General features: G+C 71.3%; 19 protein-coding genes and 1 pseudogene. 7 read left to right on the top strand and 13 right to left on the bottom strand.

What is annotated here, in order from left to right; translation table 11 throughout:
* The first annotated feature begins 40 nt into the window (after positions 1-40).
* The 5 genes from ACWD6N_RS24655 to ACWD6N_RS24635 are packed head-to-tail and all read left to right on the top strand — an operon-like array spanning position 41 to position 5066.
* A complete protein-coding gene (locus ACWD6N_RS24655; protein ID WP_354967531.1) occupies positions 41-1003 on the top strand; it encodes a MurR/RpiR family transcriptional regulator in 963 nt (320 codons plus the stop codon).
* Entirely contained in the window at positions 1000-1749 is a 750-nt protein-coding gene (locus tag ACWD6N_RS24650) for an SIS domain-containing protein (protein WP_354967532.1), read from the top strand. Before ACWD6N_RS24655 ends, ACWD6N_RS24650 begins: the two co-directional genes overlap by 4 nt.
* 26 nt (positions 1750-1775) lie before the next feature.
* Entirely contained in the window at positions 1776-3212 is a 1437-nt protein-coding gene (gene ngcE, locus ACWD6N_RS24645; protein ID WP_387328624.1) for an N-acetylglucosamine/diacetylchitobiose ABC transporter substrate-binding protein, read from the top strand.
* 16 nt (positions 3213-3228) lie between these two features.
* Positions 3229-4137, top strand: coding sequence for a carbohydrate ABC transporter permease (locus ACWD6N_RS24640; RefSeq protein ID WP_354967534.1), 909 nt, complete (start codon positions 3229-3231; stop codon positions 4135-4137).
* Entirely contained in the window at positions 4137-5066 is a 930-nt protein-coding gene (locus ACWD6N_RS24635) for a carbohydrate ABC transporter permease (RefSeq protein WP_387328621.1), read from the top strand. The genes ACWD6N_RS24640 and ACWD6N_RS24635 overlap by 1 nt, the downstream gene beginning before the upstream one ends.
* Before the next feature lie 155 nt (positions 5067-5221).
* Here the strand turns inward: ACWD6N_RS24635 and ACWD6N_RS24630 are convergent, their stop codons facing one another.
* Both ACWD6N_RS24630 and ACWD6N_RS24625 read right to left on the bottom strand, forming a co-directional pair.
* Positions 5222-6973, bottom strand: a complete 1752-nt coding sequence (locus ACWD6N_RS24630) for an ABC transporter ATP-binding protein (protein WP_387328618.1) — start codon at positions 6971-6973, stop codon at positions 5222-5224.
* Positions 6970-8754 (bottom strand): ABC transporter ATP-binding protein, encoded by a 1785-nt coding sequence (locus ACWD6N_RS24625; protein WP_387328615.1) that lies wholly within the window; start codon positions 8752-8754, stop codon positions 6970-6972. The genes ACWD6N_RS24630 and ACWD6N_RS24625 overlap by 4 nt, the downstream gene beginning before the upstream one ends.
* Before the next feature lie 139 nt (positions 8755-8893).
* Here ACWD6N_RS24625 and ACWD6N_RS24620 point away from each other — a divergent pair, with 139 nt between their 5' ends.
* Together ACWD6N_RS24620 and ACWD6N_RS24615 are read left to right on the top strand one after the other, a co-directional pair.
* Positions 8894-10600 (top strand): bifunctional 3'-5' exonuclease/DNA polymerase, encoded by a 1707-nt coding sequence (locus ACWD6N_RS24620; RefSeq protein ID WP_387328701.1) that lies wholly within the window; start codon positions 8894-8896, stop codon positions 10598-10600.
* A gap of 141 nt (positions 10601-10741) precedes the next feature.
* Positions 10742-11335 (top strand): nucleotidyltransferase family protein, encoded by a 594-nt coding sequence (locus ACWD6N_RS24615; RefSeq protein WP_450005185.1) that lies wholly within the window; start codon positions 10742-10744, stop codon positions 11333-11335.
* A gap of 19 nt (positions 11336-11354) precedes the next feature.
* On the opposite strand, the gene ACWD6N_RS24610 is transcribed toward ACWD6N_RS24615, so the two are convergent.
* The 11 genes and pseudogenes from ACWD6N_RS24610 to ACWD6N_RS24560 form a co-directional block, all read right to left on the bottom strand.
* A complete protein-coding gene (locus ACWD6N_RS24610; protein ID WP_354967539.1) occupies positions 11355-12002 on the bottom strand; it encodes a DJ-1/PfpI family protein in 648 nt (215 codons plus the stop codon).
* Between the two features lie 43 nt (positions 12003-12045).
* Positions 12046-13002 (bottom strand): GlxA family transcriptional regulator, encoded by a 957-nt coding sequence (locus ACWD6N_RS24605; protein WP_387328612.1) that lies wholly within the window; start codon positions 13000-13002, stop codon positions 12046-12048.
* Between the two features lie 73 nt (positions 13003-13075).
* Positions 13076-14485, bottom strand: coding sequence for a GH1 family beta-glucosidase (locus ACWD6N_RS24600; protein WP_387328609.1), 1410 nt, complete (start codon positions 14483-14485; stop codon positions 13076-13078).
* Positions 14482-16722, bottom strand: coding sequence for an alpha-xylosidase (gene yicI, locus ACWD6N_RS24595; RefSeq protein WP_387328606.1), 2241 nt, complete (start codon positions 16720-16722; stop codon positions 14482-14484). The genes ACWD6N_RS24600 and yicI overlap by 4 nt, the downstream gene beginning before the upstream one ends.
* Entirely contained in the window at positions 16719-17615 is an 897-nt protein-coding gene (locus ACWD6N_RS24590) for a carbohydrate ABC transporter permease (protein ID WP_354967543.1), read from the bottom strand. The genes yicI and ACWD6N_RS24590 overlap by 4 nt, the downstream gene beginning before the upstream one ends.
* Before the next feature lies 1 nt (position 17616).
* Positions 17617-18585, bottom strand: coding sequence for a carbohydrate ABC transporter permease (locus tag ACWD6N_RS24585; RefSeq protein ID WP_354967544.1), 969 nt, complete (start codon positions 18583-18585; stop codon positions 17617-17619).
* A 67-nt stretch (positions 18586-18652) separates the two neighbouring features.
* On the bottom strand, positions 18653-19957 hold the full coding sequence (locus tag ACWD6N_RS24580) for an ABC transporter substrate-binding protein (RefSeq protein WP_354967545.1): 1305 nt from the start codon (positions 19955-19957) through the stop codon (positions 18653-18655).
* Between the two features lie 85 nt (positions 19958-20042).
* The gene (locus ACWD6N_RS24575; RefSeq protein ID WP_354967585.1) at positions 20043-21092 is read right to left on the bottom strand and encodes a LacI family DNA-binding transcriptional regulator; all 1050 of its coding nucleotides are present in this window, start codon (positions 21090-21092) and stop codon (positions 20043-20045) included.
* A gap of 639 nt (positions 21093-21731) precedes the next feature.
* Positions 21732-22640, bottom strand: a complete 909-nt coding sequence (locus ACWD6N_RS24570; protein WP_354967546.1) for an amidohydrolase family protein — start codon at positions 22638-22640, stop codon at positions 21732-21734.
* Positions 22637-23446 carry a metal-dependent hydrolase gene (locus tag ACWD6N_RS24565; RefSeq protein WP_354967547.1) on the bottom strand — a complete coding sequence of 270 codons (810 nt, stop codon included), beginning with the start codon at positions 23444-23446 and terminating at the stop codon, positions 22637-22639. Before ACWD6N_RS24565 ends, ACWD6N_RS24570 begins: the two co-directional genes overlap by 4 nt.
* 102 nt (positions 23447-23548) lie before the next feature.
* Positions 23549-24249, bottom strand: a pseudogene (locus ACWD6N_RS24560) (hypothetical protein); the annotation flags it as partial.

Here is a 24249-nt window from a genome sequence, read left to right as displayed (position 1 = left end):
ACTAACAGTTAACAATCTTTTTGGAAAGGCCAGGCGTCGCATGGTTGATCACGAGGTGGACACCTCCGCGGGGACCGCGGTGGTCGACGCCGACGCGTTCGACCGGCGAGGCGCGCTCGGGTCCGCCTCCGACGGGGTGCTGGCCCGGGTCCGCAACGGGCTCGGTGAGCTGACCGGCGCGCTGCGCCGGGTCGCCGAGCACGTGCTGAGCGACCCGGAGGCGGCCGCCCGATCCACCATAGTCGAGTTGGCCGAGCGTAGCGGCACGTCACCGGCGACCATCACCCGTTTCTGCCGGGCGATGGGCTTCGAGGGGTACGCCGACCTGCGGCTGGGCATCGCCTCCGAGACAGGTCGGGCCCGTTCGGCCGGGTGGACCATCGACATCGGACGGGAAATCCAGCCGAGCGACCCGCTGGCCCGGGTGCTCGACCAGATCATGGCCGCCGACACCCGGGCCATGCACGACACCGCCGCGCTGCTCGACCTCTCCGAGGTGGAGCGGGCCGCGGTGGCAATCGCCGGCGCCAGCAGGGTGAACATCTTCGGCGCCAGCGGCAGCGCCCTGGTTGGCGAGGAAATGCAGTTCAGCCTGCACCGCATCGGGGTGGCCGCGTGGGCCTGGAACGACGTGCACGAGGGGCTGGCCAGCGCCGCGCTGCTGCGCACCGGAGACGTGGCGCTGGGCATCTCGCACACCGGCCAGACTCGGGAGACGATCGAGATGCTCGCCGAGGCGGGCAGTCGGGGCGCCACCACGATCGCCCTCACCGGCTTCCCCCGCTCACCGCTGGCCGAGCTTGCCGACATCGTGCTGCTCACCGCCAGCCAGGCGACCACCTTCCGGCCGGACGCGCTCTCCGCCCGCCACCCCCAGCTGGTGGTGCTCGACCTGCTCTACATCGCCGTCGCCCAGCGCACCCACGACCGCGCGCATGCGGCCTTCCGGCGTACCGCGCAGGCCGTCGACGGGCACAAGGCCGCGAAGGGAGCCCTCGCATGATCAGCGCCCAGGGGTATGCGGACGCAGTCCGCCCGGTGCTCGACCGGCTGCTCGACACCGAGGCCGACGGCATCACCCGGGCCGCCGACCTGATCGCCGAGAGCCTGCGCGCCGGCGGTGTGCTCCAGGCGTTCGGCGCCGGGCACTCCGAGGCGTTCGCCGCCGAACTGGTCGCCCGGGCCGGCGGGTTGGTTCCCACCAACCGGCTCTCGGTGCGTGACCTGGTGGTGCACGGCGACGCCCCGCCGGATGTGCTCGCCGACCCGAAGCTGGAACGCGACCCCTCAATCGCCCACCAGATCTACGCGCTCGCGGCGCCTCAGCCGCGCGACGTGTTCGTGGTGGCGTCCCAATCCGGCATCAACGGCTCGGTGGTCGAGCTGGCGGCGCTGGTCACCGAGCGCGGTCACCCGTTGATCGCGGTCACCTCGGTCGAGCACACCGCACGGGTGGCCCCGCGGCACCCGTCCGGTCGACGGCTCGCCGACCTCGCCGACGTCGTGCTGGACAATGGCGCGCCGTACGGCGATGCACTGCTGCCGCTCGAGGGCGGCGGCGCGGTCTGTGCGGTCTCCTCGGTCACCACTGCGCTGCTGGCGCAGCTGCTGACCGCGGAGGTCGTCCGACGGTTCCATCAGGCCGGAGAGGTGCCCCCTATCTACCTCTCGGCCAACGTCCCCGGCGGGGACGAGCACAACATCGCCCTCGAGTCGCGGTACGCCGGGCGTCTCCGGCGCACGGCCTGACCCGAATTCCACAAGGAGAGACGACGATGTCGATTACCCCCGAGCACCCGGCCGAGCTTGACCGCCGTACGGTGCTGCGCCGCGCCGCCGCCGTGGGCATGCTCGCCACTCCGGCCATCGGCCTGCTCAGCGCCTGCGCCACCAGCGGTGGCGACGAGAAGAACGAGCAGGTCTCCGGCGGCACCAAGAGCGCGACCAACCCGCTGGGTGTCAAGGAGGACGCCCCGATCGAGGTGGTCATCTTCAACGGCGGCTACGGCGAGAAGTACGCCACCGACGTGCACGAGCCGCTCTACAAGAAGGCGTTCCCCAAGGCGGAGGTCAAGCACCAGGCCACCCAGGCCGTCTCCACCGTGCTCCAGCCGCGTTTCGCCTCCGGCAACCCGCCGGAGTTCGTGAACAACTCGGGCGAGAAGCTGATGGACTTCGGCGCGCTGGTCGCCGACGGTCAGCTGCAGGACCTCACCGAGCTGTGGGACGCGCCGTCGGTCGACGACCCGGCCAAGAAGGTCCGCGACACCGTGGTGCCCGGCACCATCGAGGCGGGCTCGTTCAACGGCAAGCCGTTCGTCCTGTACTACGTCTCCACCGTCTTCGGCATCTGGTACTCCGGCAAGCTGTTCAAGGACAACGGCTGGGCGCCGGCGAAGAACTGGGACGAGTTCATGACCCTGCTCACGGCCATCAAGGCCAAGGGCATCACGCCGTACGGCTACGCCGGGGCGAACGCGGCCTACTACCAGTGGAACGTGATCCTCACCCACGCCGCCAAGATCGGCGGCACGGACGTGCTGAAGAACATCGACAACCTGGAGGACGGCGCCTGGCAGCAGGACGCGGTCAAGCAGGCTGCCACCGCGTGGGCCGAGGTCGGGGCGAAGTTCAGCGACAAGAGCTTCGAGGGGCTCAAGCACACCGACGTGCAGCTGCGGCAGAACCAGTACAAGGTGGCCATGTACCCCAGCGGTGACTGGCTGGAAGGCGAGCAGAAGAAGGACACGCCGGCCGGCTTCGAGTACCAGCTCATGCCGGTGCCGAGCATGTCCGCCTCGGACAGGCTGCCGGCCACGGCGCTGCGGGCCACCGCGGGTGAGGGCTACTTCGTCTCGGCGAAGAGCAAGAACCCCAAGGGCGGCCTGGAGTACATGCGGCGGATGCTGTCCACGGAGGGCGCGAAGGGCTTCACCGAGGTGGTCAAGGCCCCGACCGTGGTCACCGCCGGCTCGGAGGGCTTCGCCTTCCCGCCCGGTGTGGCCAGCTCGCAGGCCGCGCTCAAGGCGGCCGGCCAGGATGTGTTCAACCTGTACTTCGACGGCTGGTACAAGGAGCTCGACACGGAGGCGCGTACCGCCACCAACGAGCTGATGTTCGGCCGGATCAAGGCGGACGCCTTCGTGGAGCGGATCCAGAAGCGCGCCGACGCGATCAAGAAGGACAGCTCCGTCACCAAGTTCAAGCGCTGATCGGAGCGTAGGGGTCATGCGGCACGGCAAGTATCCGTTCGTGATCGGGTTCCTGTTCGCCCCGGTCACGCTGTACGTGGTCTTCGTCATCGCGCCGTACGCGCAGGCGTTCCAGATCTCGATGACCAACTGGAGGGGGCTCTCCGCCCCGCAGTGGGTGGGCTTCGACAACTACCGGAGGCTGCTCGACGACGGCAGCTTCTGGAAGGCGGTCCAGCACCACGGCGTACTGCTGCTTGCCCTGCCGCTGATCACCATTGCCATCGCGCTGTTCTTCTCGTTCCTGCTCAACGTGGGCGGGAAGAGCAGCGGTGGGCAACGCCAGGGGGTCTGGGGGGCGAAGTTCTACCGGGTGGTGTTCTTCTTCCCCCAGGTCCTGGCGGTGGCCATCATCGCGGTGCTGTTCCAGATGGTCTACCGGCCCAACGAGTCCGGCCTGATCAACGGCGTACTGATGAAGCTCGGCTTCGATCCGGTGCTCTTCCTGGTCCGGCCGAACCTGGCCCTCTGGTCGATCATCGGGGTGCTGGTCTGGCAGGCGGTCGGCTTCTACGTGGTGCTCTTCTCGGCCGGGATGGCCTCCATCCCGGGTGAGATCTACGAGGCCGCCGAGATGGACGGGGCGACCAAGGTGACCCTGTTCTTCCGGGTCACCCTGCCGCTGCTCTGGGACACCCTCCAGGTCGCCTGGGTCTACCTGGGCATCGCGGCGTTCGACGCGTTCGCCATCGTCGCGGTGCTCTCCGTGGACGGTGGCGGCCCGGACGGCGCCACCACGGTGCTGGCCATGGAGATCTACCGCAACGCGTTCGTCTACTCGAAATACGGCTACGCCTCCGCGATGGGTGTGGCGCTCTTCTTCCTGACCCTCACGTTCGCGGCGCTGACGCTGCGGCTCACCAAGCGGGAAAGCGTGGAGTACTGATGAACCCGCAGTCGACGCTGCCGCCGACGCCGGCGGCGCTACCGCCGAAGACCGGCGACCCGGGCGCCCCCGGTGGACGAGGGTCGAAGGGCCCCCGCTCGGAGGCACGGCTCTTCGCCGGCCTGGGGCACATCGCGCTCGCCGTGTGGGCGGTGATCGTGATCGTGCCGATCCTCTGGACGTTCCTCGCCGCGTTCAAGAACACGACCGAGATCTTCAGCAGCCCGTGGACGCTCCCGGCGGAACTGCGCTGGGAGAACTTCGGCCGGGCCTGGACCAAGGCGCACGTCGGCCGGTACTTCCTCAACAGCGTCATTGTGGTCACGTGCAGCACCTTCGGCACCATGCTGCTGGGCTCGATGGCGGCGTACGTGCTGGCCCGGTACAAGTTCTGGGGCAACCGGGCGATCTACTACCTCTTCGTCTCCGGGTTGGCCTTCCCGGTCTTCCTGGCCCTGGTGCCGCTCTTCTTCGTGGTGAAGAACCTGGGCCTGCTGGACACCCACACCGGGGTGGTGCTGGTCTACATCGCGTACTCGCTGCCGTTCACGATCTTCTTCCTGGCCGCGTTCTTCAAGACGCTGCCGTCGTCGGTGGCGGAGGCGGGGCTGATCGACGGCTGCGGGCACACCCGGCTGTTCTTCCAGGTCATGATGCCGATGGCGAAGCCGGGTCTGATCAGCGTGGCGATCTTCAACATCATCGGTCAGTGGGCGCAGTACCAACTTCCCCTGGTGCTGCTCTCGAACGCGAAGGACAAGTGGGTGCTCACCCAGGGCATCGCGGACATCTCGGTCAACGCCGGCTACGAGGCGGACTGGTCCGGGTTGTTCGCCGCGCTGACCATCGCGATCCTCCCGATGATCATCGTGTACGCGATCTTTCAGCGTCAGATCCAGGCCGGCCTCACCTCCGGCGCCGTGAAGTAAGGAAGGGCACCTTCTTAACGCCTGGTGCATAGGAAGGGCCCCCTATTAACAACACCTCCTCGGCCGGTGCCGACTCCAGCGCCTGCGCGTGCTGCGGGGGTTTGTTAATAGGGGGCCCTTCCTCTACCGGAGGCGTTAAAAAGGTGCCCTTCCTTTCACCTCGGGTGGTCGTCGGCGTGGGCGTGCCAGGAGTGCCACAGCGCGGCGTACGCCCCGTCGGCCGCCACCAGCTCGTCGTGGCTGCCGATCTCGGTGATCCTGCCGTCGGCCAGGACGGCGACCCGGTCGGCGTCGTGCGCGGTGTTGAGCCGGTGCGCGATGGCGATGACGGTCCGCCCGACGAGCAAGGCGGCCAGCGCCCGCTCGGTACGCCGGGCGGTCGTCGGGTCGAGCGCGGCGGTCGCCTCGTCCAGGATCAGCGTGTGCGGGTCGGCGAGCACCAACCGGGCCAGCGCCAGTTGCTGCGCCTCGGCGGCGCCGAGCTGCCGGGCCCCGTCCCCGAGCGCGGTGTCCAGGCCGTCGGGCAGGTCGGCGTGCCAGTCGGCGCCCACCGTGACCAGCGCGGCGCGCATCTGCTCGTCGGAGGCGTCCGGGGCGGCGAAGGCGAGGTTGTCGCGTAGCGAGCCGATGAAGACGTGGTGTTCCTGGGTGACCAGGGCGATCCGGCGACGACGCTCGGCCGGGTCGAGGTCGGTCACCGGGCAGCCACCGATGCTGACGACGCCGCGGCGCGGCGCGTCGATCCCGGCGAGCAGCCGGGCCAGGGTGGACTTGCCGGCCCCCGACGGGCCGACGACGGCCAGCCGCTCCCCGGGCCGCACCTCCAGGTCGATGCCGTGCAGCACGTCGCGCCCCCCGCCGTACGAGAACCGCGCCTCGCGCACGACGAGTCGCTCTCCCCGTGACGTGGCGACCGTGCCGGGCGGCTCCGGTGGGACCAGGCCGACGCCGAGCACCCGGGCGAACGACGCGAAGCCGCGCTGCGCCTGCTCGGTCCACTGCAGCAGCCGGTCCAGCGGATCGATCGCCTGCTGAAGATAGAGCGCGGCGGCGACCACCGCGCCGAGCGACACCATCTCCTCGGCGAGCAGATACCCGCCGACGAGCAGGACCATGGCGATCGGCAGCGGATAGCTGGCCTCCACCACGCTGAAGAACACCGTACGCAGCGCGAGGGTCGCCCGCCGGGCCCGCCACAGCCGGGTGATGCGGGTGGTGCCGTGCCGGATACGGTCGTCGGCCAGCCGCAGCGCCTCGACCGTGCGGGCGCCCTCGGCGGTGGTGGTCAGCGTCTCGGTCAGCTCCGCGGCCGCCGCGCCCTCGGTGAGGTACGCGGAGCTGGCCCGCCGGAGGTACCAGCGGGTCACCGCCCAGATCGACGGCAGCCCGGCCAGCGCCGCCAGCCCGAGCAGCGGGTGCAGCAGGAAGACCGCCCCGAACAGCAGCGTCAGCTGCACCGAGGCGATGACCATGGTGGGCACCACGTCCCGGACCGTGGTGCCGACCGTCGACACGTCGACGGAACTGCGGGTCGCCAGGTCCCCGGAACCTGCCCGCTCGACGACCGAGACGGGCAGCCCGAGCGTCCTGTCGACGAACTCCTCGCGCAACTCGGCGACGGCCCGCTCCCCGAACCGGTGGCCGGCGTACTGCGCGTACCGGGAGAGCAGCGCGCTCACCAGGACGCACCCGCCGATCGCCAGGGCCAGGCGATCCACCGTGGTCACGCTCGCACCCGCGCTGACCCGGTCGACGATGGTGCCCAGCAGCCACGGCGGGGCCAGCCCGGCGACCGCGGCGGCGCCGTGCAGCGCCAGCACGACGCCGACCGAGCGCCGGTGCCGGCCGATCAGGTCCCGCAGCGCCCGGCGTACCGTCCTGCGGTCCGCCACCGGCAGTCGGCTCACGGATAGGCCCCCTCGACGTCGGCGGGTCGGTCCACGTCGGGATCGGCGCTGTCCCGGGCCACCAGGTGCCGGTAGCCGGGGTCCTGGTGGAGCAGGTCGGTGTGGGTGCCGGTGGCGACGATCCGGCCCGCACGCAGGTGAGCGACGAGGTCGGTCCGGCTGAGCAGCAGCGGCGAGGTGGCGAGCACGACCGTCGTGCGGCCGGCTCGCGCGGCACGTAGCCGTTCGGCGATCCGCGCCTCGGTGTGCGCGTCCACGGCCGACGTGGGGTCGACGAGGATCAGCACCTCCGGCTCGGCGAGCAGCGCCCGGGCCAGGCGTACCCGTTGGCGCTGGCCGCCGGAGAGCGTCCGGGCCCGGGCGTCGATCACGGTGTCCAGCCCGGCCGGCAGCGCATCGACGATGTCCTCGGCCGACGCGGCCCGCAGAGCCGCGCTGATCCGACCGTCGTCGACCCTCAGCCGGTCGTCGTCGTTCAGCCGGTCGTCGTCGGACTCGGTTCGGGAGAGCAGGACCTCCCGCAGCGTGCCGGGGAACAGGTACGAGTCGTGATCAGCGACCACGATGCGCGCGCGGATCTCGTCCAGGGCGATCCCGGTCAGCGGCACGCCGCCCCAGGTGGATTCGCTGGCCACGTACCGGCCGAGCCGGTCGGCCAGGGCCAGCGCCGCCGAAGGATCGTCGGCGGCCACGCCGGTCAGCCGGCCGACGGGAACGGTCAGCCCGGTCACCGGGTCGTGCAGGTCCGCGGGGTGCTCCGGCGCGGAGACGACGTCCCGGCGGCGTCGATCCGGAACGCCACCCCGCCGATCCGGTGCGCTGCGCGGGCCGCCGACGTCGTCCGGGGTCAGCTTGAGCAGGGCGACGATCCGCCGGGCGGCGACCCGCCCGCGGATCAGTTGGTGGCTGCCTTCGAGCAGGAACCAGACCGGCACGATCAGGGTCGCCACGTAGCCGTAGATGGCGACCAGCTCACCGATCGTGACATCACCGGCCACCGCCATCCGGGCCGTCAGCCACACCACCGCCGCCAGGAACAACCCGGGGATGGCGACGGTCGCCGCGTCGATCCAGCTGTTGACCGCGCCGACCCGGTAGCCCTCGGCGAGCAGGTCGCGGGATCTGGCCGCGTACCGGCGGGCGAACAGGTCCCGACCGCCCACCCCGGCGAGCACCCGTAGCCCGGCCACGATGTCGCCGGATCGGGCGGTGAGCGCGCCCTGCTGCTTCCGGTAGACCGATTCGGCCCGCTCCAGGCGGCGTAGCAGCGGACCGACGACCAGCCCGACGGCGGGCACTCCCACCAGGATGCAGAGCGCGAGCACCGGGGAGATCGACCAGAGCACCACGGCGATGACCGCGTACGCGACGATCGCGCCGACCCCCGGCCCGGTCAGCGTGAGCACCTGCGCCGACCAGTCGATGTCGGAGCCGCCGATGGTGGCCACCTCGCCGGCGGCGACCCGGCGCGGCAGCACCGCGCCGATCCGGGACAGCTGCCGCAGTACGACGGCGGCCGAGCGGGCCTTGGCGTCCTCCCGGATGAAGGTCATGGTGCGGTGCCGCATGATGCCCAGGTACGACAGCCCCGCACCCGCGACGAGGATCGCCGCCACCCAGAACGCCAGGGCCTGGGTGTCGCCCGCGCGCAGCCCGTCGTCGACGGCGCGGGCGATCAGGTAGGGCCGGACCGACAGCCCGATCATCCAGGCCGTCCCGAGCAGGCTGCCGCGCAGCACCCGCCAGGGCTGGCGGCGGACCAGCCACCAGAGGTACCGCATCGGACCCCCGGTGTCCGGAGTGCCAGGATCGGAATGCGGAATCTGCGGGGGCACCCGGCCACGCTACCGAGCCCTTTCACGACCCATCGACCCGTTTGCCGGCACGCGCCGAGATGTAAGGAAGGGCACCTTTCCATTCCTGTCACAGGGGCGAGGCAGAATCGCATCTGTGCTGGTGGCGGTGGTGGCGGATGAGCGGGGTGGGGGAGAGCTGCGCCCGCTGGACGCCGCCGGCCACCCCACCGGTCCGACCGAGGTCGTCACCGACCTGGCCGCGGCGGTGGCGGCGCGGGAGGCCGCCGAGCGTCCGCGCTGGGTCTGGCCGACCGCCGGCGCGGTCTATCCGGCGTTGCTGCGGGCCGGGGTGCGCGTCGAGCGTTGCCATGACGTGGAGCTGACCGAGGCTCTGCTGCTCGGCCACGCCGGCCGCTGGGGTGAGCCGCGTTCGTTCGCCGCCGCCTGGGCCCGGCTCAGCGGTGCGCCGGTGCCACCCGACCCGCCGCCGCGCCCGGTCGCGCCGCCGGGGCACGGGCAGGGGGCGCTCTTCGACGCGCTGCCCGGCCCGCCGGGCCCGGGGGTCGACGCCCTGACCCGGGTGTACGCCGACCAGGTCGCCCGGGTCGCCGTCACCGAGCATCCGGGTCGGTTCCGGCTGCTGGTGGCCGCCGAGTCGGCCGGCGCGCTGATCGCGGTGGAGATGGGTGTCGTCGGGCTGCCGTGGCGGGCCGAGGTGCACGACGCGATCCTCGCCGAGCTGCTCGGTGAGCCGTCACCAGTCGGCGGCCCGCCGCGCCGGCTGGCCGAGCTGGCCGCCCGGATCGCCGACGCGTTCGGCGTCCGCCAGCTGCACGCCGACTCCCCGGCGGAGCTGCTGAAGGCGTTCGCCCGGGTTGGGGTGGAGCTGCCCAACACCCGGGCCTGGGTGCTGCGCGGGGTGGACCATCCGGCGGTGCCGCTGGTGCTGGAATACAAGGAGCTCTACCGGATCTGGACGGCGCACGGCTGGTCCTGGCGCGAGCAGTGGGTTCGCGACGGGCGGTTCCAGTCGGAGTACGTCCCGGGCGGGGTGGTCTCGGGCCGCTGGGCCACCCGGGGCGGTGGCGCGTTGCAGATCCCGAAGGTGATCCGCCGGGCGGTGGTGGCCGACCCGGGCCGGCGGTTGGTGGTGGCCGACGCCGGCCAGTTGGAGCCCCGGGTGCTGGCGGCGGTGTCCGGTGACGTCCGATTGGCGGCGGCGGGTGGGGCCGGTGACCTGTACGCCGCCCTCGCCCGGGACGCCTTCGCCGGTGATCGGGCCCGGGCCAAGGTGGCCCTGCTCGGTGCGATGTACGGGCAGACCGGCGGGGCGGCGGTGCCCGCGCTGGCGGTGCTGAAGCGCAGCTACCCGACGGCGTTCGGCTACGTCGAGGCGGCGGCGCGCACGGGTGAGGCGGGCGGGCTGGTGCGCTCGTGGCTGGGGCGCACCTGCCCGCCCGGCTCGGCCGGGTTCGGCGACCCGGACGGGGCGACCGACCCCGATGGCGTGGCCGACCCGCAGAGTCCCCGGGCCCGCGCCGCCCGGTCGCGGGGGCGCTTCACCCGCAACTTCGTCATCCAGGCCACCGCCGCGGAGTGGGCCTCGACGCTGCTGGCCACGCTGCGCACCGAGCTGGCCGGCACCGACGCCGAGTTGGTCTTCTTTCAGCACGACGAGGTGGTCGTGCACTGTCCGGCGGCACAGGCCGAGGCGGTGGCGGAGGCGGTCGGTCGCAGCGGTGAGCGGGCCACCGCGCTGCTGTTCGGCGACACTCCGGTGCGATTTCCGCTGGATCTGTCCATCGTCGACTGCTACGCCGACGCGGCATAGCGGACGATTTTCCTATTTGCCCCGCTACCCGAGGCCTGCCGCACTCGTTGCATCCGGTGTCCGTAGGACGGGACGGACCGGGTGCCGCCGTGCCCGGTCCGCTCCACGGTGGAGGGGGCCCAGCTGAACCGGATCGCAGGAATGATCATCGCCGCGGGCGGGGGGCGCCGCATCGGTGGTCCCGAGGCGCTGCTGCACCAGGGGGAGAAGCCCCTGCTCAACCAGATGATCGACACGATGACCGAGGCGGGCTGCGAGCAGATCGTGGTCGTACTGGGTGCCGCCGCCGACCAGGTCCGGGAAACCGCCGACCTGGGCAGGGCCACGGTGGTCATCAACAAAGCGTGGGGCACCGGGGTCGGCTCGTCCATCCGCGCCGGCCTGGCCGCCATGGAGGACGAGGGAATCGAGGCAGTGGTGGTGGTCCCGGTCGACATGCCGGGCCTGACCGCCGCCGCTGTCCGGCGAGTGGCCGCACTGCCGTACCCGGACGTGCTGGTCTGCGCCACCTACGACGGGCTGCGCGGCTACCCGATGCTCTTCGGTCGCCGGCACTGGCCCGGCATCGCCACGCTGGCCAGCGCCGACGTGGGCGCCCGACCGTACCTGCTGGCGCACAAGGACCAGATCGTCGACATCGGCTGCGACTCGGTGGCCGACGGCAGCCGGGTCGACACCCCGGAGCTGATGGCGCTCTACGGCCTGACCGTCCCGCCGCAGCGGGTCGGGGTCTAGGGGGTCGGTGACCGGCAGGTCACCGCGCCACTCTGGCCGCGCTGTCGTACGCCGCCGCCCGTGCGACCACCTCGGGGGTCGCGCGGGAGGGGTGGCCGCTGTCGAACGGCGGTTGTGGGTCGTACTCCATCCAGAGCTGGACGGCCTCCGCGGTCGTCCGGTCGGTGAGGAGTTCGACGAGTCTCAGCCCCATGTCGATGCCGCTGGACACTCCGGCGGCCGTGATGATGTGTGCGTCCGGTTCCTCGACGATCCGCTGGTCTGCCGGTTCGGCGCCGAAGCGGATCAGCTCCTGCGCCGCGAGGTAGTGGCTGGTGCTCCGTCGTCCCCGCAGCAGGCCGGCGGCCCCCAGGAGGATCGAGCCGGAGCACACGGACGTCGTCCACGTCGTCGTGTCGTGGATCCGCCTGATCCAGGCCGGCAGGGGCCCGGTGAGAGCCGGAATGGTCCCCGGCCCGCCCGGGACGATGAGAACGTCGGTCGCTTCGACGTCGTCAAGCGCGGACTCGGCCACGAGGGAGACCATCCCGCAGTCGTCCCGGACGGGACCGGGGCGTTCGGCGACCAGGACCACGTCAATGCCCGGGGTGAGGGCCAGTGGCTGGTAGACGCCGATGACGTCCAACGCGGTGAAACGCTCGTAGAGCGGAATGACGACATGGGTCATCGGAGGTCCTTCCGGTCGAGACGGATGAGCAAGGTGTCCGCGGTCAGAGGGTCGAGAAGCGCGCGCGAAATGCGCCCGGGGTCGTGCCGAGTCGTTCACCGAACACGCGTCGGAGCGACTCGGCGGATCCGAGTCCCGCCTTGGCCGCCACCGTGTCGAGGCCGAGGTCGGACTGCACCAGCAGGCGTTTGGCGGTCTCCAGGCGAAGCTCGGTGAGGTAACGACCGACGGTGAGGCCCGTCTCACATGCGAACAGGCGCTGGAAGTGCCGGGGCGACATGGCGAACTGCGCGGCAAGGTCGTCGACCCGGTGTGTCGCGGCCGGATCGGCGTCGATGGCCCGTTGGGCGGCGGCTATCCGCTTCTCGGTGGCGCGTTCCAACCACACCGGGCCGGAGAACTGAGCCTGGTGTCCGGGGCGGTGCAGAAACATCACGAGCCAGCGGGCGATTTCCTGGGCGACTCGTGCTCCATGATCGGCGGCCACGACGGCCAGTGCCAGGTCGATTCCTGATGTGACCCCACCGGAGGTCCACACCGGGCCGTCGTGCACGTAGAGGGCGTCGTGGTCGACGGTGACGTCGGGAAACCGCCGACCGAGGTCCCGGGACACGGACCAGTGGGTGGCCACCCTGCGACCACTGAGCAACCCGGCCCGCGCGCACAGGAACGCCCCGGAGCAGACGGACAACAACCGCGTGGGGCGGCATGCTGCCAACCAGGCGACGAGATCGGCGTGCGCATCCTCGGCCGCCGCCGTGCGGCCACCGGGCACGACGAGGGTGCCGGCCCGGACCGGTTCTCCGAGCGCGTCGGCCGCCAGGACGAGGCCGCTCTCGGACGCCACCTCGGCCTCCGCACCCACCAGCCTCAGGTCGTACGCGGGACGCCCTCCGCGTGCCGCCCGGTGCTGATTCGCCCCCGCCAGGACCTCCCACGGACCGGTGACATCGAGGGACTGCACGCCCGGAAAGGCGACGACGGTGACGGGCTCGGCCATGGTCCCAGTCTGCAGGCGGGACCACCGTGGCGCCATGACGTCATACCCACGGATAGTGACACCTCGGCCGTGGTCAGTCCGCCGGCTGGTCCGGCGTCCCGGTCTCGACCAGACGCCGGTACCAGTGCGCGCTGTCCTTCCAGGTGCGCTCCTGGGTGTCGTAGTCGACCCGGATGACCCCGAACCGCCGGTCGTAGCCGTAGCCCCACTCGAAGTTGTCCAGCAGCGACCAGACGAAGTAGCCCCGGACGTCCGCGCCCTGCTCGCGGGCATCGGCCACGGCGGCGATGTGCCGGCGCAGGTAGTCGACGCGCCGCTCGTCGTGCACCGTGCCGTCGGCCGACACGACGTCGTCGAACGCCGCGCCGTTCTCGGTGATCATCAACGGCTGACCGGGGTACTCGTGGCGCAGCCGCAGCAGCAGCCCGGTCAGCGCGGCGGGGTCGATGTTCCAGCCCATCGCCGTGTACGGGCCGGGCTGAGGCAGGAAGTCGACGTCGTCGGCGCCGACCCACGGTGAGTGCGCCGAAGCGCCGTGACCGTCGGCGTCCGAGCGGGCCGAGTGCCCGTCCCAGGCCCGGACCAGGGTGCTGGAGTAGTAGTTGACGCCGAGCATGTCCAACGGGACGGCGGCCACCTTCTCGTCGCCGTCGCGGACGAACGACCAGTCGGTGACGCTCGCCGTGTCGGCCAGCAGGTCCGCCGGGTACGCCCCGCCGAGCATCGGCCCGAGGAACGACCGGTTGGCCAGCGCGTCGATGCGCCGCACCGCGTCGGCGTCCGCCGGCGAGTCCGACTCCGGCCGGATCACGTGCAGGTTCAGCGTCACCGAGAGCTCGGCCGCCGGCGCCAGCTCGCGGACCACCCGCCCGGCCAGGCCGTGCGCCAGGTTGAGGTGGTGCACCGCGGCCAGCGCCGCCGCCGGTTCGCTACGCCCCGGCGCGTGCACGCCGGAGGCGTAGCCCAGGTACGCCGAGCACCACGGCTCGTTCAGCGTGGTCCAGGTGTGCACCCGGTCGCCGAGCGCGGCGACGACGCCGGCGGCGTACTCCTCGAAGCGCAGCGCGGTCTCCCGCACCGGCCATCCGCCGGCGTCCTCCAGCTCCTGCGGCAGGTCCCAGTGGTACATCGTGGCGACCGGGCGAACCCCGCGCTCCAGCAGCCCGTCCACCAGCCGGGAGTAGAAGTCCAGGCCGGCCTGGTTGAAGCGGCCAGAGCCACCCGGCTGCACGCGCGGCCACGAGATGGAGAACCGGTACGCGCCCAGGCCCAGCTCGGCGATGTGGTCCAGGTCCTGCTGCCAGCGGTGGTAGTGGTCGGCCGCCACGTCGCCGGTGTCGCCGTTGAAGGTCCGGCCGGGGGTGTGGCTGTAGGTGTCCCAGATGGACGGCCCGCGCCCGTCCTCGGTGGCCGCGCCCTCGATCTGGTACGCCGCCGTGGCCGAGCCCCAGACGAAGCTCTCCGGGAAGGTACGTGACATCATCGCGCCGCCACCTCCGTGCCGGCCACCACGCAGTGGTACGCCGACGAGGCGCCCGCCACCAGCTCGGCGGTGGCCACCCCGTCGCGGAAGCTCACCTCGAACTCCGCGCCGGGCCCGCCCCCGGGCGCCGGTACGCGTACCCGTTGGCGTTGACCCTCGGCCGGTGTGTAGAGCCGCAGCTGCACGCCGTCGGCCCAGTCGTAGTCGGGCCGGTCCGAGCGCGCCCCGAACGGGATGATCGCACCCGGCCGGGCGAGCACCGGCACGCTGTCGAACTCGTGCTTCTCGGTGACCCACGCCGGCCCGGTGAGCTGCGCGCCGGTCACCAGGTGCGTCCAGGTGCCGGCGGGCACGTAGAAGGTGACCTCCCCGTCGGCGCTGAGCACGGGCGCGACCAGCACGTCGGAGCCGAGCATGTACTGCCGGTCCAGGTGCGCGGCGGTCGGGTCGTCCGGGAACTCCAGGATCATCGGCCGCATCATCGGGATGCCGTCGCGGTGCGCCTCCTGTGCGGCGGCCGCCAGGTACGGCATCAGGCTGAGCTTGAGCCGGGTGAAGTGCCGCAGCACGTCGACGGCCTCCTCGTCGTACGCCCACGGCACCCGGTACGAGCCGGAACCGTGCAGCCGGGAGTGCGAGGACAGCAGCCCGAAGGCGATCCACCGCTTGAACACGGCCGGGTCGGGGGTGCCCTCGAAGCCGCCGATGTCGTGGCTCCAGTAGCCGAAGCCGGACGCCGCCAGGGACAGCCCGCCGCGCAGCGACTCGGCCATCGCCACGAACGTCGACTCGCAGTCGCCGCCCCAGTGCACCGGGAACTGCTGCCCCCCGGTGGTGGCCGAGCGGGCGAACAGCACCGCCTCACCCTCCCCACGCTCGGCCTCCAGTAGCTCGAAGACCGCCTTGTTGTAGAGGTACGAGTAGTAGTTGTGCATCCGCTGCGGGTCCGAGCCGTCGTGCCACACCACCTCGGTCGGGATGCGCTCACCGAAGTCCGTCTTGAAGCAGTCGACGCCCATGTCCAGCAGCACCTTGAGCTTTCCGGTGAACCAGCGGACCGCGTCCGGGTTGGTGAAGTCGACCAGCGCCATGCCGGCCTGCCACTTGTCCCACTGCCAGACCGACCCGTCCGGGTTGCGCACCAGGTAGCCGGCCTGCCGGCCCTCCTCGAACAGGTACGAACGCTGCGCGATGTACGGGTTGATCCAGACGCACACCTTCAGGTCACGCTCGTGCAGCCGGCGCAGCATCCCCTCTGGGTCCGGGAAGGTCGCCGGGTCCCAGACGAAGTCGACCCAGTGGAACTGGCGCATCCAGAAGCAGTCGAAGTGGAACACCGACAGCGGCAGGTCCCGCTCGGCCATCCCGTCGACGAACTCCGTCACCGTCTTCTCGTCGTACGAGGTGGTGAACGACGTGGACAGCCACAGCCCGTATGACCAGGCGGGGACCCGGGCCGGACGGCCGGTCAGCGCGGTGTAGCGGCGCAGCACGTCCTTCGGGGTGGGCCCGTCGATGACGTAGTAGGTGAGCGACTGCCCCTCGACGCTGAACTGGGCCTGCGTGACGACCTCCGAGCCGACCTCGAACGACACGTGCTCCGGGTGGTCCACGAACACCCCGTAGCCGGCGCTGCTGAGGTAGAAAGGCACGTTCTTGTACGCCTGCTCGCTGGCGGTGCCCCCGTCGGCGTTCCAGATGTCCACGGTCTGGCCGTTCTTCACGAACGGGCCGAACCGCTCGCCCAGCCCGTACACCGTCTCGCCGACGCCGAGGGCGAGCCGTTCGTGCACGTGCCGGCGGCCCTCGCCGTCGGTGACGACGCCGACGCTGCGCCCGGTGGACGCGGTGACCAGCCGGTCGCCGTGCAGGAAGTCGACCCGCCACCCGTCGATGAGCGCGACCCGGGCGGTCAACTCGCCGGTGGTCAGCGACGCGCTGATCCCGGTGATGTCGACGGTCACCGGATGCTCGTCGTCGGTGGCCAGCCCGAAGTGGGGCTCGCGGGGCAGACCGCCGCTGTGGTGGCCGATGGTCACGCCGACGACACCCGGGGCGGGGGAGAAGAACCGGACGGTGACCACGGGCCGGTTGAGGGTGTCGCCGCGCCCGGTGAGCTGGCCGGCCGGCGCGAAGACGGTGAAGCCGCGCTCGTCCGGCTCGACCGATTCCACTGTGCCGGGGCGCAGCACGCTGACGCCGGGGCGCAGTTGCCAGTACCCGTCGGTGAATTTCACTTCTCGGCTCCTGCCGTGATGCCGCGCGCCAGAGTGCGCTGGAAGATGAGGAAGAAGATGATGGCCGGCACCAGGCTGATCAGCGAGCCGGCGTTGGTGGTCGGGGCGTCCATCAGGCGGTCGCCCTGCAACGACGCGAGCGCGACCGGGATGGTCTGCGTCTGGTTGTCGATCAGCATGACCAGCGGGATCAGGAACTCGTTCCAGGTCCAGATGAAGAAGAAGATGAGCAGCACCGCGAGGGTGGGCCGCAGGTTGGGAAAGACCACCCGCCACAGCACCGTCCACTTGCCGGCCCCGTCCAGCGAGGCGGCCTCCAGCAGCGAGCGCGGGAACGTGCTCAGCACCGAGGCGAGCAGGTAGGTGCCGAACGCGCTCTGGATCACGGTGAAGATGATGATCACCGAGAGTCGGGTGTTGTAGAGGCCGATCTCCTTTGCCACGTAGTAGAGCGGATAGATCAGCGCTTCCTGCGGCAGCATGTTGGCCAGCAGGAAGAGCCCGACGATCCAGAGCCGGCCGCGGACCCGGCCGATGCCCAGGGCGTACGCGTTGAGCAGCGAGACGACGACGCCGAGCACCGCCACCGAACCGGCGATGAGCGCCGAGTTCCACAGCTTCAGCGGGAAGTTCACCGTGGTCCAGTACGTCCGCAGACCTTTGGTGTAGAACTCCGTCGGCCAGCTCAGCGGACCGCCCGAGGAGTAGTCGGTCGGCGACTTGAACGCGTTGAGCAGCATGAACGCGAACGGCACCAGCATGGCGAGCGCGGCGATCGTGACCACGGCGAGCACCACCCAGCGGGCGGCGCCGCGGCGGTGCCGGTCACGGCCCGGCCTGCTCTGGCGCGGTGCCAGCACCGAGCCCTCGGCCGGGATGAGCGTGACGGCCATCTCAGAACCCCCGATCCCGGCGCTCGCTGCGGGCCTGCATCCAGATGAAGACCACGGCCACCACGATGATGATCAGTGTGAGCACCGTGGAGATCGCGGAGCCGTAGCCGACCTGGAGCTTCTTGAAGAACGTGTAGTACGCGAAGTAGGACGGCACGTTGGTGGCGTTCTCCGGGCCGCCCCGGGTCAGGGCGAAGATCGGCCCGAACACCTTCAACGCCGCGATGGTGCAGGTCAGGGCCACCACGAAGGTCTCCGGCCGGATCTGCGGAAGAGTGATCGCCCGGAACCGGTGGGCCCAGTTCGCGCCGTCGACCTCGGCCGCCTCGTACAGCTCCGGGTCGACCCGTTGCAGCGCCGCCATGAAGACGACCACCGGGTAGCCGATCTGCACCCAGATCATCACCGCCATCACAGCGGGCAGCGCGGTGTCCGGGTCGCCGAGCCAGTCGTGCCGGAGCGCGCCGAGACCCACCGCGTCGAGGAGGCTGTTGAACGCGCCGTCGGGGCGCAGGATCCAGCCCCAGACGATGCCGGCCACCACGACGGGCAGCACCTGCGGGAGGTAGAACGCGGCCCGCAGCGCGGCGGCGGTGCGCGGCCGGAACCGCCGGCCGATGACGTCGAAGAGCACCGAGGCGAGCACCAGCCCGAGCAGGGTCGGCACCACCACCATCGCGACGAGCATCGCGACGGTGTTCCGGAACGACGCCCAGAACACCTCGTCGTGCAGCAACTGCTGGTAGTTGTCCAGGCCGACCCAGGTGGGGTCGCCCACCCCGGACCACTTGGTCAGCGACAGGTAGCCGGTGCCGACCAGCGGTGCGCCGATGACCAGGATGAAGAGCACCGCTCCGGGGAGCAGATAGAGCCAGTACGCCGCGTTGCGGCCGCGACGCCCGCGGTCGGGCCGGGGCTGGGTCGGGGTCGCCGGCGGGTGCGGGGCGGCGACGGTCTCGGAGGCTGCCATCGAAGATCCTTCCCGGTGGAGCGGGCGGGCGCTCCGGTCGTGCCGGTCACGCCCGCCACTCGCCGTGTCACTTGCCGGTGATCTCCTTGACGCCGTCGGCGTACGGCCCGGCGATCGAGTCGAGGACCTGGTCGGGCGACTTGGAGCCGTTGATCAGGCCCTGGAAGCCGGAGACCAGCACGTCGTAGTAGCCGGGAACCGGCCAGTCCGGGTAGAAGGCCAGGCCGTCCTGCTTGCTGACCGTGTTGAAGTCCTCGATCAACTTCCGGTCCTTGGGGTCGCTGATCTTCGCCGGGTCACCGGCCACCGGGACGCCACCGTTGTTGCCGATCAGGTCCTGGATCTCCGGACGCAGGGTGATGTCGATGAAGTCGTACGCCAGGCCCTTGGCCTTGCTGGATTCCGGGACCACCCAGAGGTTGCCGGACGAGCCGGCGTGCAGGGTGTTGCCGGGGAAGAGGAAGGTGTCCCAGTTGGCCTTCATCTCGGCCTTGAACCGGCCGTACCACCAGCTACCGGAGACGATCATGGGGGTTTTGCCGCCGATGAACGCGGTGCCCATGTCCTCGGCCTTCAGGCTCGCCGAGTCCTTTGCGACGTAACCCTTCCCCACCCAGTCGGCGAAGGTGTCCGCGCCGTACTTCAGCGGGTCGGCCTTGAAGTCCACCGGGTTCTTGTAGAGCTGGTAGTTGTCGACGAACTGCCGGTCCGCCTTGGCCAGCGCCAGCTGGTAGAAGAGCTGACCGGCCGGGTACTCAGCGCCGGCCATGCCCAGCGGGGCGACGCCCTTGCCGACAAAGGTGTCCATCGCGGCGGTCATCTCCGCCATGCTGGTCGGCACCTTCACGCCGTACCTGTCGAAGAGGTCCTTGTTGTAGTAGACCGTGACGTACTCGCCGTAGTTCGGCACGCCGAACCAGTTGCCCGAGCCCATCACGCCCTTGTCGCTGTAGCGGGCGGTGGTCTGCAGGCTGGGGCTGAGCTTGCCGGCCCAGCCGCGCTTGTCGGCCTCGGCGCTCAGGTCGGTGAGCAGGCCCTGGGAGGAGAGCAGGCCGGCGGTCGCGTTGCCCTTGTTGTACTCCATGATGTCCGGGCCTTCGGACGAGTTGATGATCATCCCGGCGTTCTGCTGGATCTGCTCGAACGCCTTGCGCTCGAAGCGCACCTCGACGCCCGGGTGCTCGGCCTTGAAGATCTCGATCGCCCGGTCCCAGGCGACCCCCATGGCACTGTTGGCGCTCTCGTAGTGCCAGAGCTTGAGGGTCTTGGCCCCGCTGTCGTCCCCGCTGTCACCACCGCCGCACGCGGCCACGGTGGTCGTCGCGGTCGCCGCCAGGGCGATCGCGGCGACGATCCGGCGGAATCGCTGCATTGCTATCCTCCTCGTTGAGTATCTAGCCGGTACTTCACTGGGCCCGTCGTCGCGTTGCCGCGCGGCGGCGGGCCGTTTTCGCTGGTCAGCCCCCGCCGATCGGCGACCGCCGAGGTGCGTCCGGTGCGGGCCGTCGTGGCACGGAGGTCGATCCCCGGATCTCCAACGCGCATGGCAGCAGTTGCTGGTGGCGCTCGTCGCCGGGACCGTCCAGGTGGCGCAGCAGCGCCTCGATCGCGATCCGCCCCAGGGCCGAGCCGGGCGAGGTCATCGCGGTCAGCGCCGGGGTGGCCAGCTCGGCGACCTGCGGCGAGGTGACCATCGAGACGACCGAGACGTCCTCGGGCACCGAGAGGCCCCGACCGGTCAGCTCGCCGAGGATGCCGAAGATCGCGGTCTCGTTCATGGCCAGCACGGCGGTCAGCTCCGGAGCCTGCGCGAACGCGGCGGCCAGAGCCGCCCGCCCACCGGCGGCGCTGTCCTCGGCCGGGATCATCAACGGCTCCAGGCCGTGGCCGGTCATCGCCGCGACGAAGGCGTGCCGGGTACGCAAGGCTGGGCCGTAGCCGCTGGCCAGCGTGGCGGCCGAGTGGTTGACGTAGACGATGCTCCGATGGCCCAGGCCGACCAGGTGGGCGACGGCCTCCCGCACGGTCTGCTCGAAGTCGATGTCGACGTAGGAGAGCCCGCTGGTGTCGCCGGTGCGGCCGATCAACACCAGCGGGACGCCGGCGTCCCGCAGGACGGTGACCCGCTCGTCGGCGAGCTGCACCTCCATCAGCACGACCCCGTCGAGCATCCGCTGGCTGGCCAGCCGCCGCAGGTCGTCGAGGTCGCCGCCGCCGACGGGGGAGAGCACCAGGTGGTAGCCGGCCGCGCTGGCCGCGGCGGCGGCGCCGGTGACGAAGGCCGTTTCGGTCGCGCCCAGGCCCCGCTCGTCCATCGGCATCAGCAGACCGAGGATCCGGCTGCGCCGGCTGGCCAGGCCACGGGCCATCGCGTTGGGCTGGTAGTCGAGCTCGGCCATCGCCGCGAGCACCTTGTCCCGGGTGGCCTGGGAGATCGGTCGGGTGCCGGTGAGCACGTACGACACGGTGCTGACCGAGACCCGGGCGAGGCGGGCGACGTCGTGCATGGTGGCCACCGCGCACCTCCTCCGGCCCGGCGTGGGATCGCTCCCGAATGATCGTCGAAGCGTTTCGACGAAGCGTTTCGACAGACGCTAGGCCACCTGTTACGGCGACGTCAATAGCCGATGTCGAAAAGACGCCGCTGCCCCGCGGGCCCTCCTCGGCAGCCCGCACCTGGCCCGCCCGTGCCCTGCACCTGGCCCGCTAGCCGGGCCCGTCGCCGCGCATCCCGCGTCCTGCCCGGCGTCCTGCGGCGTCCTGTGCCCGGCGGCCTCGTAGCTTCGGCCCCGGCCCCCGGGCCCCCGGCCCCGGCCCCGGCCCCGGCCCCGGCCCCGGCCCCGGCCCCGGCCCCGGCCCACGGGTGGTCTGTGGCCGCCTTTGCTCTGCTTCACTCCACGCAACACCTGCCGTCCGGTATCCGGACAGTGGGTGTTGCGGTCGTTGAAGCAGAGCAAAGGCAATCGAGGGACCCCGCCCGGCCCGCCGGATCGCGCAACATCCCGAGGGATCCAGCACAATCCCGGGAGCCGGGAGCCGGGAGCCGGGAGCCGGGAGCCGGGAGCCGGGAGCCGGGAGCCGGGAGCCGGGAGCCGGGAGCCGGGAGCCGGGAGCCGGGAGCGCGTGGGGCTCGGGCGGGTGGCGCGTCAGCGCAGGTCGAACAGGGTGGCGGCGCTGTCCCAGCAGACCGCACGCAGCCAGTCGTCGCCGAGGTCCAGCCGGGCCAGCCCGGTCAACTGGTCGGCGTACGGGTAGGGGATGTTCGGGAAGTCGCTGCCCAGCAACACCTTGCCGGCCAGCCCCAAATCGCGCAGCCGGGGCAGCTCGTCGGCGGGGAACGGCACGAACCGGTCGAAGAACGGGGTGAATGCCATCGTGGTATCCAACCGGACCCGCTCGTACGCCTCGGCCAGATCAAGGAAGGCCCGGTAGTCGGGGGCGCCGAGATGCGCCACCACGGCGGTCAGCCGGGGGTGGCGGGCGAGCAGGGCGGCGAACAGGTCCGGCCCGGTGTGCGTGGTCCCCACCGGGGCGTGCCCGGCGTGCACCACCACCGGCACACGCGCGTCGGCCAGCAGCCCCCACACCCGGTCCAGCGCCGGGTCGGTCGGCGCGAACCCGCCGACCTGCACGTGCACCTTGAACAGCCGGGCCCCGCCGGTCAGCGCCTCCTCGACGTAGCCGGGAGCGTCCGGCTCGGGGAAGAAGGTGGCCGAGGGCAGGCAGCCCGGGGTGGCGCGGGCGAACTCCAACGTCCAGCGGTTCAGGTCCGCCGCCATGCCCGGCCGGTGCGGGTACGCCAACGCGCTGAACGCGCGTACCCCGAGCCGGCGCAGGTGCGCCACCCGGTCGGCGTCGCTCCACCGGTAACGGATCGGCCACTCGGTGCCGACCAGCGGGCCGGCCGCGTCGAAGTACGCCCACACCCGGCGCAGCAGTCGCGGCGGCAGGAAGTGCACGTGCACGTCGGCCAGCCCTGGCAGCCCCAGTGCGCGCCAGAAATCCGGCACCCGCTCGTCAGCCTCCGGAGGTGACTGCGCGCCCGGGTCGGTCATATCTCGATGTTGAACCGTTGCAACACCGACGGCGCGACCAGGCCCGCCATGGCGAGCGCCGCCACGACGGTCAGCACGGCACGCAGCACGACCACCTCGGCCTTGCTGCCGGTACGCAGGGCGATGCCGTTCGGCAGGCCGATCATCGTCCACATGCGCCGCTTGATCGGGATCGGCCAGAGGATCGGCACGCCGGCTCGGGTGATCATGTCACCGAGAATGTGGACGAAGCAGCCCACGCCGACGGCGGTACCGATCAGCGGATAGCCGCGCCCACCCGGCAGGTTCGCGAAGGTGAACCAGGCCGCTCCGGCCGACGCGAGGGTGATGATCACCCACCCCGCCCGCTCGGCCCACTTGTCGAACAGCCCGCGCAGGGCCAGGCCGAACATGAAGAACAGGATGGTGATCACCGCCCACTTGCCGTACGCGGCGCAGAGCGCGGTGGTGCCCCACCCGATCAGAACCGTGAACGGAAGCGTGTGGGTCAGCGTCCGGTGCCCGTTGTTGCGGCGCGGGTCCTTGCTGAGCTTTGTGGCGTAGTAGACCCCGAGGGAGATCTTCTCCATCACCTCGGCGGCGAAGAGCGAGAAGACCCCGAAGGTGCGGGCCACGGTCGCGCCACCCTGGTTGCGGGTCACCTTGCCCGACATGTCGAGGTCGGGAAAGAGCGCGCCACCCGCGCACACCGCGGTGCCCACCGCCAACGCGAGTGGCGACTGGTGGTAGTCGGCGAACTGGTCCAGTGCCCAGGACCCGGCCAACCACACCGCCGCGCCGGACAGCGCGTGCGACGGTCCCATCATCTCGGCTCACCCTCCCCAGGGATCTTGAGCGCCAAAACTACGCCACTGTAGTTAGCGGCGGCGCCGCAGGGGCATCCTCCGGTCGGTCCACGGTGGACAACGTCAGAGTGCGGGGGTGAAGCTCTGCCGGATCATCGGCAAGTATGTCGCGTTGACCTGCCAGTCGAACTCTTTTGTCAACCACGAGACGGTGAAGGCGCGCCCGGCCGAGGTGTTGGCCAGCAGCCGGAAACTGTGCACCCGCTCGCCGGCGGCGTTCTTCCAGCCGCACTCCCAGATCGCGCCGCCCTCGAAGATGTCCAGCGCCGAGATGTCCACCTTGCGGTAGCCCGGTAGCGCCTCGCCGCCGGTGAGCCGGGCCTCCTCCGCCTTCCAGTACGCCACCGGGTCGGGTCGGGCCGGCCCCGCCTCGACGCTGAGGATCCGAGGCCCGCCGGACTCCCGGAAGCAGGTCGTCGACTCCTCGGTCCAGCGCAGCCAGCCCACCGGCGCGGCGATCCGGAACCCGGCCGGGTCGTCGTGCCACGTCCAGCCCTTCACCAGCCGGTACCGCGCGTCGGCCGGTTGCGGCACCGACGGCACCGGGGTGGCCGTCGGTGGCGGGGGCGTCGCGCAGGCGAATGCGGCCGGGCGGGGGGTGGCCTCGCCGCCCCCGGCGCCGGACGGTGGCGTCCGGCCGTCGTTGCGGTTGACCAGCGCCAACGCGACACCGCTGGCGGCGAGCAGCGCGGTCGCCGCGCCGCCCAGGGTGAGCATCCGCCGACGCCAGCGGCCGGGTCGGGTCGCCGGCCGGTCGGTCGACG

The sequence above is a fragment of the Micromonospora sp. NPDC005163 genome, from assembly GCF_053599835.1.
This window is presented reverse-complemented; position numbering and strand designations above follow the sequence as displayed.